The sequence below is a fragment of the Marinicrinis lubricantis genome (genome assembly GCF_042658665.1).
Classification (GTDB): Bacteria; Bacillota; Bacilli; order Paenibacillales; family KCTC-33676; genus Marinicrinis; species Marinicrinis lubricantis.
Window position 1 is genome coordinate 19,417 of record NZ_JBHSQV010000160.1, and the last position, 17,276, is coordinate 36,692.

At 46.0% G+C, this 17,276-nt stretch carries 14 protein-coding genes and 1 other annotated feature; of the genes, 9 read left to right on the top strand and 5 right to left on the bottom strand.

Annotation, left to right across the window (positions count from 1 at the left end; translation table 11 throughout):
- Nucleotides 1-59 precede the first annotated feature (59 nt).
- The 7 genes from ACFPXP_RS13180 (at nucleotide 60) to ACFPXP_RS13210 (ending at nucleotide 7,288) form a co-directional block, all read left to right on the top strand.
- Nucleotides 60-1,946: a glucose PTS transporter subunit IIA gene (locus tag ACFPXP_RS13180; protein ID WP_379894724.1), complete on the top strand. Its 1,887-nt coding sequence runs from the start codon at nucleotides 60-62 to the stop codon at nucleotides 1,944-1,946.
- Nucleotides 1,943-3,715, top strand: a complete 1,773-nt coding sequence (gene ptsP, locus ACFPXP_RS13185; RefSeq protein ID WP_379894725.1) for a phosphoenolpyruvate--protein phosphotransferase — start codon at nucleotides 1,943-1,945, stop codon at nucleotides 3,713-3,715. The genes ACFPXP_RS13180 and ptsP overlap by 4 nt, the downstream gene beginning before the upstream one ends.
- A 3-nt stretch (nucleotides 3,716-3,718) precedes the next feature.
- Nucleotides 3,719-4,252 carry a type 1 glutamine amidotransferase domain-containing protein gene (locus ACFPXP_RS13190; RefSeq protein ID WP_379894726.1) on the top strand — a complete coding sequence of 178 codons (534 nt, stop codon included), beginning with the start codon at nucleotides 3,719-3,721 and terminating at the stop codon, nucleotides 4,250-4,252.
- Nucleotides 4,252-4,665: a VanZ family protein gene (locus ACFPXP_RS13195; RefSeq protein WP_379894727.1), complete on the top strand. Its 414-nt coding sequence runs from the start codon at nucleotides 4,252-4,254 to the stop codon at nucleotides 4,663-4,665. Before ACFPXP_RS13190 ends, ACFPXP_RS13195 begins: the two co-directional genes overlap by 1 nt.
- 120 nt (nucleotides 4,666-4,785) lie before the next feature.
- Nucleotides 4,786-5,175 carry a hypothetical protein gene (locus ACFPXP_RS13200; protein ID WP_379894728.1) on the top strand — a complete coding sequence of 130 codons (390 nt, stop codon included), beginning with the start codon at nucleotides 4,786-4,788 and terminating at the stop codon, nucleotides 5,173-5,175.
- Nucleotides 5,176-5,411: 236 nt separating this feature from the next.
- Nucleotides 5,412-6,419, top strand: coding sequence for a catabolite control protein A (ccpA, locus tag ACFPXP_RS13205; protein ID WP_379894729.1), 1,008 nt, complete (start codon nucleotides 5,412-5,414; stop codon nucleotides 6,417-6,419).
- 170 nt (nucleotides 6,420-6,589) lie between these two features.
- Nucleotides 6,590-7,288 (top strand): 5'-methylthioadenosine/adenosylhomocysteine nucleosidase, encoded by a 699-nt coding sequence (locus ACFPXP_RS13210; protein ID WP_379894730.1) that lies wholly within the window; start codon nucleotides 6,590-6,592, stop codon nucleotides 7,286-7,288.
- Nucleotides 7,289-7,290: 2 nt separating this feature from the next.
- On the opposite strand, the gene ACFPXP_RS13215 is transcribed toward ACFPXP_RS13210, so the two are convergent.
- Together ACFPXP_RS13215 and ACFPXP_RS13220 are read right to left on the bottom strand one after the other, a co-directional pair.
- On the bottom strand, nucleotides 7,291-8,403 hold the full coding sequence (locus tag ACFPXP_RS13215) for an acetoin utilization protein AcuC (RefSeq protein WP_379894738.1): 1,113 nt from the start codon (nucleotides 8,401-8,403) through the stop codon (nucleotides 7,291-7,293).
- A gap of 66 nt (nucleotides 8,404-8,469) precedes the next feature.
- The gene (locus tag ACFPXP_RS13220) at nucleotides 8,470-9,102 is read right to left on the bottom strand and encodes a GNAT family N-acetyltransferase (RefSeq protein ID WP_379894731.1); all 633 of its coding nucleotides are present in this window, start codon (nucleotides 9,100-9,102) and stop codon (nucleotides 8,470-8,472) included.
- A gap of 240 nt (nucleotides 9,103-9,342) precedes the next feature.
- On the opposite strand from ACFPXP_RS13220, the gene acsA reads away from it, so the two are divergent.
- Entirely contained in the window at nucleotides 9,343-11,064 is a 1,722-nt protein-coding gene (gene acsA / locus ACFPXP_RS13225; RefSeq protein WP_379894733.1) for an acetate--CoA ligase, read from the top strand.
- Between the two features lie 72 nt (nucleotides 11,065-11,136).
- Here the strand turns inward: acsA and ACFPXP_RS13230 are convergent, their stop codons facing one another.
- Nucleotides 11,137-14,271, bottom strand: a complete 3,135-nt coding sequence (locus ACFPXP_RS13230) for a transglycosylase domain-containing protein (protein WP_379894734.1) — start codon at nucleotides 14,269-14,271, stop codon at nucleotides 11,137-11,139.
- Nucleotides 14,272-14,456: 185 nt separating this feature from the next.
- Nucleotides 14,457-14,713 (top strand) — a binding site (T-box leader).
- 70 nt (nucleotides 14,714-14,783) lie between these two features.
- Here ACFPXP_RS13230 and tyrS point away from each other — a divergent pair.
- Complete coding sequence (gene tyrS, locus ACFPXP_RS13235) at nucleotides 14,784-16,040, top strand: tyrosine--tRNA ligase (protein WP_379894739.1); 1,257 nt, start codon at nucleotides 14,784-14,786, stop codon at nucleotides 16,038-16,040.
- Nucleotides 16,041-16,181: 141 nt separating this feature from the next.
- Here the strand turns inward: tyrS and rpsD are convergent, their stop codons facing one another.
- Entirely contained in the window at nucleotides 16,182-16,781 is a 600-nt protein-coding gene (gene rpsD / locus ACFPXP_RS13240; RefSeq protein WP_379894735.1) for a 30S ribosomal protein S4, read from the bottom strand.
- A 29-nt stretch (nucleotides 16,782-16,810) separates the two neighbouring features.
- The gene (locus ACFPXP_RS13245; RefSeq protein WP_379894736.1) at nucleotides 16,811-16,942 is read right to left on the bottom strand and encodes a hypothetical protein; all 132 of its coding nucleotides are present in this window, start codon (nucleotides 16,940-16,942) and stop codon (nucleotides 16,811-16,813) included.
- Between the last annotated feature and the right edge of the window lie 334 nt (nucleotides 16,943-17,276).

Here is a 17,276-nt window from a genome sequence, read left to right on the forward strand (position 1 = left end):
TGACAAAATGAGGTGGAACCTTTACGATCTTTATAGAGATTGAGAGGAGCGAAGCCACAATGAATTGGATGGGCAATCTTCAACAGTTCGGCCGTTCGTTGATGCTTCCGATGATCGCACTTCCTGCTGCTGCTATACTCATGAGATTAGGGAATGTTCAGTGGCCGGAAGGAATGACGAATTTTGGAGAAGTATTAACTCTTGCCGGCAGCTCCATATTTTTATTTTTGCCCTATATTTTCGCGGTCTGTGTAGCACTTGGTTTGACGGACAATGCGGCACCGGCTGGAATGTCTGCATTATGGAGTTATTATGTATTCGTGCAGGTAACGACGTATTTAACGGACCATAAATTACATATCGGCGTGACAGGCGGCATCATCATTGGTGTGATTTCTGCTATTGCATATCACCGATTCAAAGACATGAAGCTTCCGGAATACATTCAGTTTTTTGGAGGACCCCGATTTGTCCCCATCTTTATGTCAGCGGCTGCCATTTTATTTTCTTACATTATGGTGTTTTTGCAATCGAGCATAGAAATTGGTCTGAAGCATTACAGCAATTCGATATTAGAATTAGGCGGATTTGGAGCATTTATATACGGAGTGTTACATAGGCTTCTTGTACCGAGCGGCTTGCATCATATATTAAACAACTTTGCATGGTTTCAGTTTGGTGCTTATGAAACAGAGGACGGAAATACGGTATTTGGAGATATTCCACGTTTTTTTGCGCAGGATCCTGAAGCCGGCATGTTTATGGCCGGACTTTATCCGATCATGATGTTTGCGCTTCCAGCTATCGCGTTCGCTATTATTCGTGAAGCCAGGGAAGATTTGAAGCCGCGTGTAAAGGCGACCTTCATGACGGCGGCGCTTACTGCATTTTTAACCGGTGTTACGGAGCCCATAGAGTTCGCTTTCTTGTTCGTGGCGCCTTATTTATTCTTAGTGCACGCTTTATTGTCAGGTCTGGCAATGTGGATTACTTATGCTTTGGATATACACCACGGGTTTTCTTTTTCTGCGGGTGCTATTGATTTTATGCTCAATGCGTATTTGTCTAAGAACGCCCTGCTGATTATACCGATCGGTGTGATCTACGCGATTGTGTATTACTTTATGTTTCGCTGGGCTATACGTAAATTCGACATTCAGACCCCGGGCCGAGAGGATGGATCTCCGTTGGATGAAGGGGTAGGAGATATTCCTTATCGGGCTCCTCTGGTTCTGCAGGCACTGGGCGGCAAAAGCAATATCGTCAAACTGGAGGCTTGCATTACCAGGCTTCGCTTGACGCTGGATAACGATCGCAAAATGGATATGACGGCGCTAAGACATTTAGGGGCGGTTGGGGTCATTAGGCTTGGGGGCGGCAATGTTCAAGTCGTGTTTGGGACGTTCTCAGAACTCATCCGCGAAGAAATGATGAAAATCATGCATCGCAATTTAGAGCATATCCATTTTCATTCTCCGCTGCAGGGAAGGATGATCCCGCTGGAGGAAGTACCCGATCCGATCTTTTCCGCCAAGCTCGTTGGGGAGGGCGTTGCTTTCTTACCGGATCGAGGGGAATTGGTTTCACCTGTGTCAGGCTTGATTAAGCACGTTCATCCTTCTAAGCACGCAGTTGGGATCGAAACAGAGGAAGGTCTAGAGGTACTGCTGCACATCGGAATCGATACCTCGAGCTTGAACGGGCAATACTTTGATGTGCATGTCAAAGAAGGCGACCATGTAGAGCAAGGCGAACTGCTTGTTCGTTTCAATGTAGCACAGCTGAAAAAACATGCGAAATCACTTGCCACTCCTATGGTGATTACGAATCCGGATAAAGTGAAATCGTGGAATTTCGCGCCGTTTAAGGCTGTGAAGAAAGGACAGGCGTCCGTCATGTCCGTCATTATGAAAGAGGAACAACCTGATGGGGGGAAAGCATCATGATCAACGGAATCGGTGCGTCGAGCGGGATTGCATTGGGAAAGGCTTTTGTACTGCCGGACTGGGAATGGGATTTGCAGGATAAAAAAATCGATGTTTCTGATTTGACGGCCGAGTTCGAGCGGCTGTATGACGGCATTCGTACTTCTAAGCATGAGATCGAGCATATGAAAGAGGAAATATCGGGTGCTATTGGGTTGGAAGAATCACATATTTTCGATGCGCACCTGGCGATCTTGGAAGACCCCGCTTTTATGAATGAAGTGAAAGGGATTATCCGCAGACAATATAAGGCTGCAGAAGTCGCCGTCAAAGAGGCCATTGAGCATTTTACGGATATGTTTGATTTACTCGAGGATCAATATATGAAGGAAAGAGCGCTGGACATTAAAGATGTAGGCAACCGCCTGCTGAAGCATTTGCTCGGCACCCCGGAAATTGTTCTACCTTACGACAATCAGCCCTTTATTCTTGTCGCCAGAGAGCTGTCGCCTTCTCAGCTGGCTCATTTGAACCCGTCTCATGTCGTCGGCATTATCACGTTGGAAGGCGGGGAAACCTCGCATGCAGCCATTTTGGCAAGAGCGCTTGGCATACCGTTCGTGCTTGGTCTAGAAGGCAAGCTGAACCAGCCTATTCTGACGAATGATTATATTATTATGGATGGAGAAACGGGAAGGGTTTATATTAATCCGGATCAGGAAACGATTGCCCTCTACGAAAAAAAGAAACAGCGCTGGATAGAAGAGCGGGAGAAGCTGCAGGAAGTAGCCCAAATCCCTTCCCAAACGAAGGATGGTCTGGAGTTTGATTTATCCGTGAATATCAGCTCTGTTAGAGAGCTGGACCATCCCCTCGTGAGCGCCGTAAAAGGAGTTGGTTTATTTCGTACCGAGTTTCTATACATGGATCGGGACAGCTTTCCTTCCGAAGAAGAACAGTACGAAGTGTATAAGGAGGCCGCTGAGAAATTAGACGGCAAACCGATGATAATTCGAACGTTTGATATTGGCGGAGATAAGCAGCTCGATTATTTTACTTTTTTGGAGGAAGAGGACAATCCGTTTCTCGGTTATCGTGCACTAAGGATTTGCTTAGATAAAGTCAGCTTGTTCAAAACACAATTGAAAGCCATTCTAAGGGCTGGTGTTCACGGCAATATAAAGCTCATGTATCCGATGGTTACGTCTCTTGAAGAGGTTCGTAAGGCCAAGTTGATACTGGAAGAGTGCAAGCAAGAGCTGCGGGAGAAAGGAATTCCGTATGCAGACCAAATTCAGGTCGGCATTACCATTGAGGTGCCTGCCGCTGCAGCGATTGCCGATATGCTGGCAGAGGAAGTCGACTTCTTCAGTATCGGTACGAATGATTTGGTACAGTATATTTTGGCTGTGGACCGGATGAATGAGAAGATTGCTGATCTCTACGAGCCCTTTCATCCGGCTGTGATCCGGTATTTGAAAGTGGTCGCTGGTGCGGCGCAAAAGGCAGGCATAGAGCTTTCAGTATGCGGTGAATTGGCTGGAGACGAAAGAGCGCTGCCGCTGTGGATTGCGTTAGGAATTCATAAGCTCAGTATGTCGCTGCAGTCTGTGCTAAACGTTAAAAATGTGCTGGTTCATTTAGACGCTTCAGCGAGTGATCTTCTGTTAGATGAACTGATGTCTTGCCGAACGAGTGAGGAAATAAAAGCTTTGCTGGACCGGGTGATTGAACGCTCTCAGCAAGTAGAACAGCCATCTTGTGCAAACATCTCTCAGAAAGGAGAATGATACGTGGAATTATTTGGTAAAAGAATATTAGCCTTTGTAGATGATGAGTTTGAGGATTTGGAAATGTGGTACCCTGTGCTTCGTCTAAGAGAGGCAGGGGCAGTGGTGGACGTAGTCGGGCCGGAGAAAAACACCAAATATATCGGTAAATATGGCGTGCCCATCCAAAGTGATTTTTCTTTCGAGGAAGTAAGTGCGGAGGACTATGATGCGCTTTATGTACCGGGCGGGTGGGCGCCGGACAAGCTTCGAAGAGTGGAGAAGGTACTCCGAATGACCCGGTCGTTTCATGAATCCAATAAGCCGATCGGACATATTTGCCATGCAGGCTGGGTGTTGGCATCAGCAAAAATCTGTCAAGGCTATACCATGACTTCTACACCAGGAATTAAAGATGATTTAGAGAATGCAGGAGCGGTTTGGGTGGATGAGGAAGTCGTAGTCGATCGGCACATTGTGTCCGGTAGAAGACCACCTGATCTCCCGGCATTTATGAGAGAGTTCATTCGATTGATTGGAGCTGGCAATACCCAGTGATGAAAAAGAGTTTACGATGGCTGCCTGCCATTCTTTGCATGGTCATTATTTTTACACTGTCTCATCAGCCAGGCGATGAATTAAACACGTGGATGCCGTTTTTTCAAAAATGGTTTCCTGCGATGCAATCTTTTGATTGGGGACATTTCGTTGCTTATTTTGTTCTGTGCGCTGCATTTTACTGGGCTATGCCGCAAAGTATAAGTCATTGGAAAGCCAAACTGGCTGCAATCGCCTTGAGCGTTCTGTTCGGTCTAACCGACGAATTTCATCAGCACTTTATTGAGGGCAGAATGTCGGATGTGAAGGATTTGAGAAACGATGCCATCGGAGCCGCTGCGGCGATGCTGCTTCTGAGCGCACCTCCCCTTCATCGTTTGTTTCAGAGAGCGCGCAATACCATAAACTACTAGCCTTATCAAGAAAGGACTTATTGCTTGCAGGTCGAATATGTTGGAGTAGAGGAACAATGTTCGACAAGCGATAAGGAGTTGAAAAGGTTGGAGAAGGGTTGCAGTCAATGTGGCATGACAATGGATATTTACATGAGAACCGTATTATTCTCAGATCATTTAGAAATTAAAGGTGTACCTGTTTATTGCTGTGATGAATGTGGGCGTAATGAAGTGCTCCCAGGGGTGAAAGATCATTTGAAGGAAATGATTCAGTCCTCCTCGAAATCTGCTGGCAAAGTATCGATTGATTTTTCGGAGCAGAATGAAGTGGCTTTGCTGCTGAGCAGAGCAGCGGATGAAGATTACGGGAACGTTTCGTTGGAAGTCATTATTGACGAGCGAATCAATCAATTACTGGACATGCTCATCATGGCGCAAAACCTGCATAATGATGAGTGGATAGAGGATATTCAAGATCGACTTTCACAAATTTCTAATTATGCTCTATCTACATACGACTTCACTTAAATGCAGGTGCGAGTTTAATAAGGCTTGTTTTTGGAGAAGGCAGCTTCCCGTGATTATAGAATTGCGGCGGAGCCTGCCTTTCTTCGTTCTACCGTGACAAAAAATTGACGCATGAGTGCGAAAATTCATGAGTCATGACGGAAGAGGGAATCCTTTATTGCGTTAGTTCTAAATTTGTCGTATGATAGCTGTATCGAAAGTTGATCGAAAATTTTGGAATATTGGAGAGGTTGTAAGTGACCGTAACAATTTATGACGTAGCTCGTGAAGCAGGAGTTTCCATGGCTACGGTTTCGCGTGTCGTAAATAATAACCCGAACGTTAAACCGCAAACCCGAAAAAAAGTGTTTGAAGCCATTGAACGTTTAGGCTATCGCCCTAATGCAGTTGCCAGAGGATTGGCCAGCAAAAAAACAACGACCGTCGGCGTAGTCATTCCTGATATTTCGAACGCGATCTTTGCTGAAGTCGCGCGAGGCATTGAAGATATCGCCAATATGTACCACTATAATATTATCCTGTGCAATGCGGATAAGAAAAAAGAGAAAGAAATCCGGGTAGTTAATACGCTGCTTGAAAAGCAGGTGGACGGGCTGTTATTTATGGGAGGCACTGTAACTGAGGAGCATGTTCAAGCCTTCAAGACGTCGTCTGTCCCTGTTGTTCTATGTGCGACGACCGACGAGAAGAAGGAATTCCCTTCGGTCGATATCGATCATGAAAAAGCGGCATACGATGCTGTAGAAACTTTAATTGCCAAAGGACACCGCAGCATCGCAATGATTTGCGGCAACTTGCAGGATCTTTCTAACGGATATGCAAGATATCAAGGATATAAAAAGGCACTGGAAAACCACGGCATTGCACTTCGTGAAGAATACGTACGTGTTGGAAATTACCGTTACGAATCCGGGATGGAAATTATGGAATATTTCCTGGGCCTTCGTGAAAAACCGACGGCGGTTTTTTCGGCAACGGATGAAATGGCGATCGGCGCTATACATAAGCTGCAAGACCATGGATTGAAAGTACCTGAAGATATTTCTGTCATAAGTGTAGATAATACGAGAATGGCCACCATGGTTAGACCACAGCTTGCCGCTGTGGCTCAACCGATGTATGACATTGGCGCCGTCTCCATGAGATTGCTCACGAAGCTGATGAAGAACGAGAAAGTAGAAGATAACATCGTCGTTCTCCCGCATGAGCTGATTATGCGTAATTCCGTCCAAGATAGATCGTAAGTTAGAATATAATCGATAATGTATGAAGCGGGCTCACTTAGCGGGCCCGCTTTCTTTGAAATGCGTCTTAGAATAAGAACAACCTATATTTATCCGAGGAGGGCCTATTTTAAAATGCCCTGTTATCGGATCTGAATGAAAGTTTGACGATAGGAAAGGATGGTTTGATCATGAGAAAGATCGGCATTATTGGCGCGATGGTGGAGGAAGTTCAATTGTTTGAGGGGCATATGACCGATACACAAGCGATCACGAAGGCGGGTATTTCCTTCATGAGCGGGCAGATGCACGAGAGTCAAGTGGTTGTAACGAAGTGTGGCGTTGGTAAAGTCAATGCCGCGGTATGTACACAAATTTTGATCGACCATTTTCAGGTTGAGGCAGTGTTGTTCACAGGTGTTGCGGGTGCGCTTGATCCGAGATTGGATATCGGGGATCTGGTGATTTCGATCGACTGTATGCAGCATGATATGGATGTGACCGCATTGGGCTTTGAACGAGGTGTTATTCCTTATCAGGATCGATCTATATTTGAAGCGGACCGTGAGCTGGTCGAGCTTGCATACGGCATTGGCGAGAAATTATTTGAGTCAAATGTATACAGAGGACGTGTGCTTTCCGGAGATCAATTTATAGCTGATCGGACGAAGGTAAAGGAGCTTCATGAGGAGCTTGGCGGGACGTGCACAGAAATGGAAGGAGCAGCTGTAGCCCAAGTGTGCAGCATGAACGATACACGATTCGTTGTCATTCGTTCGATGTCTGACCGAGCGGATGGAACGGCTCATATGAATTTCGCGGAATTCACTCAGCTTGCAGCGAATCGATCCTTCCAAATGGTTGAGGCAATCATCCAGGAAATGCGTTAGAATTATAAATACATCATGGATAGTTGTTTTGTTTTTCGATTGTTTTCCGTAATTTCTTTGCGCCTAGGCATCGGTGCCCAGGCGCTTTTGGCATCCAACCACGAAACAGGCAGTGCATGGGGACTTCTCGGCTGAACGGCTTCAATCCAAGCTTGAGGAAGGTGAGCATGACTGCTCACCTGCTGCACCATCGGATGCTCGGACATGACCATCCACAACATCGACCATGCTCTAGGCACTACACGGTATATGTCATATCCTCCGCCTCCAAGTGCAAGCCATCGTCCATTACACCAGTGATCTGCTGCCGAACGGATGATTTTGGGCATTTGCAGGTAAATGTCCATACTGCAATGCATATGTGAGAGCGGGTCTAATGCATGAGCGTCACAGCCGTGCTGCGAAACAATCACATCCGGTTTGAAGAATCCCGCCGTTCTTTCCAGCACCTCTGAAAAGCATTCCAACCAAGATTCGTCCTCTGTAAAAGGCTCCAATGGCAGGTTGACACTGAAACCGAAGCCTTGGCCTTCTCCACGTTCGTGAACATAGCCGGTGCCCGGAAATAAATATTTGCCTGTCTCATGAATAGAGAATGTGCATACCTGCGGATCGGAATAGAACATCCATTGAACCCCATCGCCATGGTGTACATCCGTATCGATATATAGCACTTTCGCGTCATATTGCTTGCGTAAGTAAGCGATTGCAACAGCAGCGTCATTATAAATGCAAAATCCAGAAGCTTTCCCGGGGTGGGCGTGATGAAGCCCGCCAGCAAGATGAAGCGCTCGAGCTTGGCTGTTCATGACTCTATCCGCTCCGATAAGCGAGCCTCCGCAAATAAAAGAAGAAGCTTGATGCATCTCTGGAAAGGAGGGAGTATCCTCTGTACCGATACCATAATCGAGCCAATTTGAAGATGGCTGCTGCGATGCTTTCTTCACAGCTTGAATGTAGGCTGAGGTGTGGACCTGCTCAATGAACGATTCAGGACAGGCTGAGTACCCGATCATCTGGGTATTGGAAAGTGCACCGCTATGCTTCAGAAGATCCATCGTCAACCGTACACGTTCTTGATTAAAAGGATGATCCGAATGAAACCGATAATTCATACTTTCAGGTTGGAATAAAAATAGAGCCTTTGTATTATCCACGTTTCTTACTCCTCCACGATCTGTTCAGTACATAAACCTTTGCCTGAAACGAATTCGATCAAATTGCTCTACAGATGAAATGGGCACGCGCGGACCGACTCTCGCCATTAAACAGTTGGCGGGATGGGAGCAAATTTCCGGATCGTCTGTCGCATACCAAACCATTCCAACGCATTTCATCAGTTGTTCCATCATCTTGCGGTAATCCCAAACGGATAGTCCGCTCCCTTTAAGATCCCAATGCCAATAATATTCCGTTGTAAAAACGATGACATCATCCAGCTGCTGATTAAGAAAAGCAAGCTTAATCATGCGCTTACCCAGACCGAAGCTTCGGAAGGAAGGGGAGACTTCGATCGCTCCAAGTTCAATTAAATCCTCCATTTGCCCTTGCGACCAGCGTTCCATCTCATCAGGATAATGGAAAGTGACATAGCCTACGATTCGCTTCTCAAGCCGGGCTAAAATGATTCTCCCTTCCGGCAGTGAAGCAATCTCACATAATGCTTGGTGCTGTTCATCGGGTTCACGAAAGGCATCCAGCCCTTCATCCATGATATAGGTCTGCAATATCTCCGAGGATACAGGGCCCTCGATCCAGATGGTTCCATGAGCAGTTAGCAACGATTCACTGTGGTATTTTTTGATATGTTCCATTTACAGATTCCTTTCATTCCATTTAGAGCACTGCTTAGGACTGCATGGAAAGGAGTAACACTCGAAGCAATCATAAAAACGTTTAAAAATATCATATTAATGAGTGGTAGGCGAAAGATAGATGATATGTTAAAATGAAAATGTCATAAAAATTTCAATAATCATCCCATGTCAGACTCTCAATTATCATTGTATCATGGTGGAAGCGTTTTAAAAAGGTATGAAAGAGGAGGCAGACAAATGAATCACTCGGATGAACGTTTGGAAGGGACCATTCAAGGAGTAAACCTGAAAGACTATGAAAATGTACGAAATTCATTCTCTTGGGAACAAATTGAGAGCGCTTTCTCCTGGAAGCAAACCGGAAAGCTGAATATGGCGTTCGAAGCCATTGACAGGCATGCTCTTTCTGACAAGAAGGACAAGGTCGCTCTGTATTACAGTGATCCCGAAAGAAACGAATCTTATACGTTTGATGAAATGCGCAGGAAATCCAATCAGGCTGGCCATTTGCTCCGAAACTTAGGTCTGCAAAAAGGAGATCGTGTATTTATTTTTATGCCGCGCTCGCCGGAGCTGTATTTCTGTTTGCTTGGTGCCATTAAAATTGGCGCTATTGTTGGTCCCCTGTTTGAAGCGTTTATGGAAACAGCGGTGAGAGATCGTCTGCAGGACAGCGGTGCGTCGGCTGTAATTACCACACCAGCACTGCTAAGCAGAATACCGAACTCTGAGCTTCCTGAACTCAAGCATATCATTCTTGTAGGAGATCAGATCGTCTGCGAAGAAGGACAGGTTGATTACCATAAAGAAGTGAGTAATTTGCCAGAAGAGCTTGATTTGGAATGGATGGATGCGGAGGATGGCATGCTGCTGCATTACACATCGGGCTCCACCGGCAAGCCGAAAGGTGTCTACCATGTCCATAATGTGATGGTTCAGCAATATTATACAGGCAAAATCGTATTGGATTTGCAGGAGGACGATGTATATTGGTGTACAGCCGATCCAGGGTGGGTCACTGGAACAGCATATGGGATATTCGCTCCTTGGCTGAATGGTGTGACGAACGTCGTACGAGGCGGCCGATTTAGCCCACAGGATTGGTATAACACATTACAGCAATATAAAATAACCGTTTGGTACAGTGCACCGACTGCGTTCCGCATGCTGATGGGTGCGGGAGACGATGTCGTGAAGGAGTATGATCTATCAAGTGTACGGCATATTCTTAGTGTAGGGGAGCCTCTAAATCCTGAGGTTGTTCGCTGGGGGATGAAGGTGTACGGCAAGCGGATTCACGATACTTGGTGGATGACGGAAACGGGTGCGCAATTGATTTGCAACTATCCGTCGATGGCGATCAAACCGGGATCCATGGGTAAGCCGATTCCAGGCGTGGAGGCAGCGATATTGGATGACCAGGGAAATAAGCTTCCTCCATATCGTATGGGCAATTTAGCGATACGTACGCCATGGCCGTCCATGATGCGTAAAATTTGGAACAATCCGGAGAAGTACCAAGAGTATTTCCGGATTCCTGGCTGGTATGTTTCCGGGGATTCCGCTTATATGGATGACGAAGGGTATTTTTGGTTCCAGGGGCGGATCGATGATGTGATCAATACTTCCGGCGAGAGGGTAGGACCTTTCGAGGTAGAAAGCAAGCTTGTTGAACATCCCGCGGTGGCGGAAGCAGGGGTGATCGGGAAGCCCGATCCGGTCAGGGGCGAGATCATCAAAGCCTTCATTTCACTTCGCAAAGGCTATGAACCTAGCGAGGAACTCAAGAAAGAAATCTCCCAATTCATTAAGGTGGGACTATCTGCACATGCCGCACCGAGGGAAATTGAATTTAAAGATAAGCTGCCAAAGACACGGAGCGGCAAAATCATGCGCAGGGTATTAAAAGCTTGGGAGTTGAACTTGCCTACGGGAGATTTGTCCACCATTGAAGATTAAATGAAGATGGAAATAACAAGAGCTGCCAATACTTTTCATTGGCAGCTCTTGCTTTGACTTATAAGTTTTCCATTATTCAGGAGAAAGGTATTGGGCCGGTGTCGACCTTGACGATTCCCCTTTATTGTTTTCCGCTGTAACGGTATACCAGCCTTCTAGAGGCACACTTACATACTCAAAGCTGGTTTGGTTCGTCGTTCCGATTTTTCGGTATTCGCCGTCCTGCGTGTCACTGTAATATACATGGTAGGTATGAACGCCTTCCTCCGAAGCGTTTCCGCTCCAGCTGAGCTCAACCGAGAGTCCCACGTTCTTAGCCTGTACGATGAGTCCGCCAGGGGCGGATGGCAAGCCTGCAGTCTGATCATCATTCTGCTGCGCTTCTGTACCCTCACTGCTTCCATTTGGATCGGGCAGCATGCCTGAATCAGATGGCTGGCGGTTAAATACGATCGAGCTTGGATCAGATTCATTCCCAGCTACGTCGACTGCCGTAATGTAATAGGACAGCACCTTGCTGCTTTGATAGTCCGTAAACTTCTCAGCTTCGCCAACCAAGACGTTTTTGCCGCTCAGATGTACGGGCGGTCCGCCATTGATCGAACGGTAAATTCGATATCCGACGACATCTGCACTTGTGCTCGGGGTAAACGTGATGACATAAGAACTGTCTGTTGTCTCCAATCGAACATTTGCCGGTGCAGCCGGCTTGGCTCCGTCGTCTTCTCGAGGGTCTTCCATGACCGGCGCTGTCATATCAAAGTCATCTGGATAATAATCAGCGATCGTCATGTTCCGGCCGTTCTTCTTCGGCTTGTATTGGTTTGGCAGATTTTTTAATATGTCTTCCAATTCATCATAAAGTGCGAAGATGTCATTCGGTCTAGTGATCAGCACTTTCTTTTGAATCATATCTTTCGGCGTACTTTCTTTTGGAATATAAGGTACACCGTTATACGTAATGATTTCCATTTCTTTCAAATGGTCGTCTACTTCCGTGGGCACGTATTCTTTGTTGAACCAATCTGTCACCAAATGGCCTGATTCCTTTGCCATGGTGCTAGGCAGTAGACCAGAAACGTCGGAAACAGTCATTTTGACGACACCGCTTGGCGGTTCAAATTGTTTCGTTTCAAACCATTCCGGCTTTAATTCGTACGCTTGATTCATCACGAGCGCCCAAATATTTTTCGCTCGGAACGTACCTGCTTGCTGCGGGAGGTTACCAACCTCTCTAGGATACGTCAAAGTATGGTTCTGATCATACCCCGCCCAGACGCCCACGGTAATATCCGGAGAGTATCCGACGAACCAAGCATCCCGGTCATTCTGGGTCGATCCGGTTTTCCCAACCACATCGACTTCACCTATATACTTGAACTTGCTGTTCAGGTCATATGCGGTCCCTCTTGGGTTTTCAATAACCGTACGAAGCATGTCGGTCATTAAGAATGCGGTCTCTTCCGAGAAGATTTGCTCGGATTCATTGTTGTGCTCGTAGACGATATTGCCTTCTGAGTCCTCAATTTTGCTGATCATATAAGCATCCACAAAATTTCCGCCATTCGGAATGGCAGCGAAGGCATTGGTCATTTCCTCAACCGTCGTACCGTATGACAGCCCGCCGATAACCCCAGTCGTAGCATGGTTGTCTTCTTCGGTGATTGTAGTAATTCCTAGTTTGCGAACAAAATCCCAAGACTCCTGAATGCCAACGACGTTGTTGAAAAGGTAGAGGGCTGGAATATTATAGGATCGATCTAATGCTTCCCGAGCTGTCATCAGCCCATGGAATTTATTATCCCAGTTGTTCGGAATATGATATCCCTTTGTCCAATCCTTCATAATTAAAGGGACGTCATCTACGACCGAAGCTGGTTGGATCTTTCCGGTATCCAGAGCCGGCAAAAATGCCGCCAAAGGCTTCATGGTCGAACCAGGCTGTCTCTTCATCTGCGTCGCATGGTTAAATTGCTCTTTCTTAAAGTCCCGGCCCTCGATCATACCTTTGATGGCTCCTGTATTGTTATTAATCAATACAGCACCGATTTGTTCTACTCCGCGATCTTCCATGTCCGGTACGAAGTTGTCTGGATTTTGAGCAATTTCCTGCATTGCGTTGTACATATCTTTATCGATTGTGGTGTAAATCTTATAGCCGCGTCCGAGCATATCTTCAATTGCATCGTTGATTAACGTTTGATTGTTAGGATCATTCAGCTCTTCATCCGTCAGTTCAGGATTCTCCTGCTTCAGCAATATTTGCGCGGCCCGGCGCTCCGTCTCAATCATAAGATAAGGATAAGAGGAATAGCCTTTAGGCTTCGATGGAGCGATGGATTCACGAATATCAAAGCTCATCGCTTCATCATATTCCGCCTTGCTTATCTTTCCGAGCTCCAGCATACGTTCCAGCACCACGTGCTGACGTTTAACGGCTTCATTGAAGCCCTCTTCGTCGAAGTTGCCATATCCGTCAAAACAGGAATATCCGGTTGGATTTTTGGGCAAGCCTGCTAAGTATGCAGCTTGAGCAAGATTGATCTCATCCAGCTCTGCATCGAAAATCCCTTTAGCTGCCGCTTTTATTCCATACACATTATATCCTGAAGAACTGTTACCGAAGGGAACCTTGTTTAGATAAGCGAGTAAAATTTGTTCCTTGCTTAAATACCGTTCCATGCGAATAGCCAGTAAGATTTCTTTGAATTTACGTGCGTCCGTTCTCTCCAACGACAGAAATACATTTCTGGCTACCTGCTGTGTAATCGTACTACCGCCGGTTTGAACGGGTTCATTGAATACTTTTTGTTTTACTGCACGTAACAAACCGGTAAAGTCAATACCGATATGATCGTAAAAATCGTCGTCTTCAATCGCCAGGAAAGCATCGATGATTTTACTAGGTACTTCGTCAAATTCAACGAGTCTGCGGTCGATTCCTCTTAATTGGCCGACCAAATCTCCATTGCTGAAGTATACGAAGCCAGACAACTGATCCTTCGACATTTCTTCCATAATATCAGCTTTTTCCCTGACCGGTTCATCTTTAACTAGTGCGCTGACGTATCCGAAAACGGCGCCTCCGACTAAAAATCCACTAATGATTATGACGATAAAGGACCATTTCATCACCGTAAGGATTCCGCGCAATATTTTTTTTGCGGTCTGTTTAGAATTCGCTGATTGATTTGCGGTCTCTGCCATTTCCATCCTCCTTCATAAACAGAACTATTATAGCACAAAAGTGACGGAGGTTGAATAGAATAGAAGAACGAATGTTCCCTTTTGGTGAAAAACAGGAATAAAGTTTGACTTTGGTATTTTTTCTGTGATATATATTTGTAAAGTCGTTTGATGTACTGCGCTTACGAGAACATACAATTGGATAATTAAATGCATTGAAGAACTGCAGTAGAATGAAAACAAAGCTTTCAGAGAGCCGGTGGTCGGTGAAAACCGGTACTTGTTTTGATTCGAATTACCGTTCGGAGCAGAAGAGGGGAACAGGACCAGAGAATCATGCTCAGGTTAGTAGCCTCTTCCGGTGATGAGCCGTTATGTCAATGAAGTTGGGAGCAGCGTTTAAAAGACGCATATTAGCTCCAATTAGGGTGGTACCGCGAGCAGCAGCTTTCTCGTCCCTATCGGGATCGAGGGCTGTTTTTTTGTGTTTATGAAAAAAAATCGAAACATTTGTTGGAGGGATTAGGATGACAGTGAAATGGGAGCAGCTGACAGCTCAGCAGCAGCAGGAAGTAGAGAAGCAGTGGCAGACGATCTCTAGAGGAACAGCGGAAATTGTGCCTGCGGAAGAACTAAGACAGAAAATTATCGATTCCGTTGCGAGCGGAAAACCACTTCAGGTGAAATTAGGATTGGACCCTTCCGCACCAGACATTCATGTCGGACATACGGTGGTTCTTCATAAGCTCAGACAATTTCAGGAGCTGGGACATGAGGTGCAGTTGATTATTGGCGACTTTACGGGCCGAATCGGGGATCCAACCGGCAAATCTGAGACGAGGAAGCAGCTGACAGAAGAAGATGTGAAGCGCAATGCGGCGACGTATAAGGAACAAATTTTCAAAATTCTACACCCGGAAAAAACGAAAGTATTTTTTAACTCTCAGTGGCTCAGTCCGCTTCACTTTGCCGATGTGGTCGAGCTTTCGGCCAAAGTAACGGTAGCCCGGATGCTGGAGAGGGATGACTTTACGAAGCGCTACCAATCGAATCAAGCGATCAGCATTCATGAATTTTTCTACCCTTTAATGCAGGGATACGATTCCGTTGCGCTGAAAAGCGATGTGGAGCTTGGAGGAACCGATCAAAAGTTCAATCTACTTATGGGACGTTCGCTGCAAAAGGAATACGGCATTCCGCAGCAGGCTGCGATAATGATGCCGATCATCGAAGGATTAGACGGCGTACAAAAAATGAGCAAAAGTCTTGGCAATTACATTGGAATTAATGAAGAGCCGAATGAAATATACGGGAAATCGATGTCCATCCCTGATGAGCTGATGATCAAATATTATGAGCTTGCCACAGACATAGGGGATGAGGAGCTAGATCAGCTGAAAAAAGGATTAGAAGACGGGTCGGTTCATCCGAGAGATGCCAAGATGCGACTGGCACATACCTTTGTAAGAATGTACCATAACGCGGAGCAGGCCGATGCCGCTGAAGAACATTTCAAAACCGTATTTCAAAAACGGGCGCTGCCGGATGATTTGCCTGAGGCTGAATTAAGCGCCGCACAGCTGGATAACGGTAAGATCAAGTTGATTGAGCTGCTTGTAACGCTAGGCCTGCAGAGCTCGAACGGGGAAGCAAGACGGAGCATTCAACAGGGGGCCGTGAAAATAAATGAGGAAAAGATGACGGATGTGTTCGCGGAAGTGACTGTAAATGACGGGGATGTCATTCAAGTTGGAAAAAGGAAATTCGCGAAGTTGATTTTAAAAGGATAGACTTGCAGATATGAGTGAAGGACTGATTCTTTACGGAGAGGTGAAGATTCAGTCCTTTTACTTGCTTTCTTGTTCCTCTGCGGAGGACGGTTTGATTGCCATAAAGAAAAACCGCCCAGAGGACGGTTTTTCGTGTTATGATTATCGGCTGTAGAACTCGACGATTTGCTTTTCGTCAATTTCTTGAGGCAGTTCAGCACGCTCAGGCAAACGAACGTACTTGCCTTCCATTGCTTTTTCGTCAGCTTCCAAGTAAGCAGGCACGAAATTGTTGCTTTCAACTGCTTCTTTAATCACTTGCAGATTGCGGCTTCTCTCGCGAAGACCGATTACTTGTCCTGGCTTCACAGTAAACGAAGGGATGTCGACTTTCTTGCCATCCACAGTAACGTGACCGTGAGCAACCAATTGACGAGCGCCTGCACGGGAGTTGGACCAGCCTAGACGGAATACGAGGTTGTCCAAACGGCTTTCAAGCAGAATCATGAAGTTTTCACCGGCGATACCAGGCATGTGGGAAGCTTTGTCAAACAGATTGCGGAACTGCTTTTCTCCCAAACCATACATATGGCGAAGCTTTTGCTTCTCTTGAAGCTGCATTCCGTAACCACTTATTTTTTTGCGTTGGTTCGGTCCATGTTGTCCTGGTGGAAAAGGACGTTTCAATTCTTTACCAGTGCCGCTCAAGGAGATTCCAAGACGACGGCTAAGTTTAAATTTAGGTCCAGTGTAACGAGCCATTTATCGATTACTCCTTTTGTTGTTAAGGTTTAGTTTGATTCCTCGAGAACGATGTCTCTTTGTGCCGTAATTTTGAGTGCGGTCATGCGCCGCCCGAAAGGAAAGTTCAGCCGCTGTCCTTTCGGTTCAAAATCGCTGAGGGTGAACACAAAGATATCCATTTAGTCTCCGACTACTTATTCTAATGATATGGAGAGAGATTGTCAAGGGTGATGAAACGATTCTAGCAATGATGCCATATCCTATAGACACGGGTACGAGCGGATTTGGCGCTGGATGCCGCACAGCCGGGGAGGAGTAACCATGGAAAAAAAGCGTCGGTTAAGTATAACTTTCCTCTTTCGGACACACGATAAAATGTAGCTGACAAGTCCAGCGGTATGATGTCAAGTCCCTGATTCGTGTAAATTGGAAAAAGTTTTGAGGATAACCTCCTACGAGTCAGGAAAAAAGGCATCACGAAACTAACCCAGTTGAAAATGGCAGTGATTTACC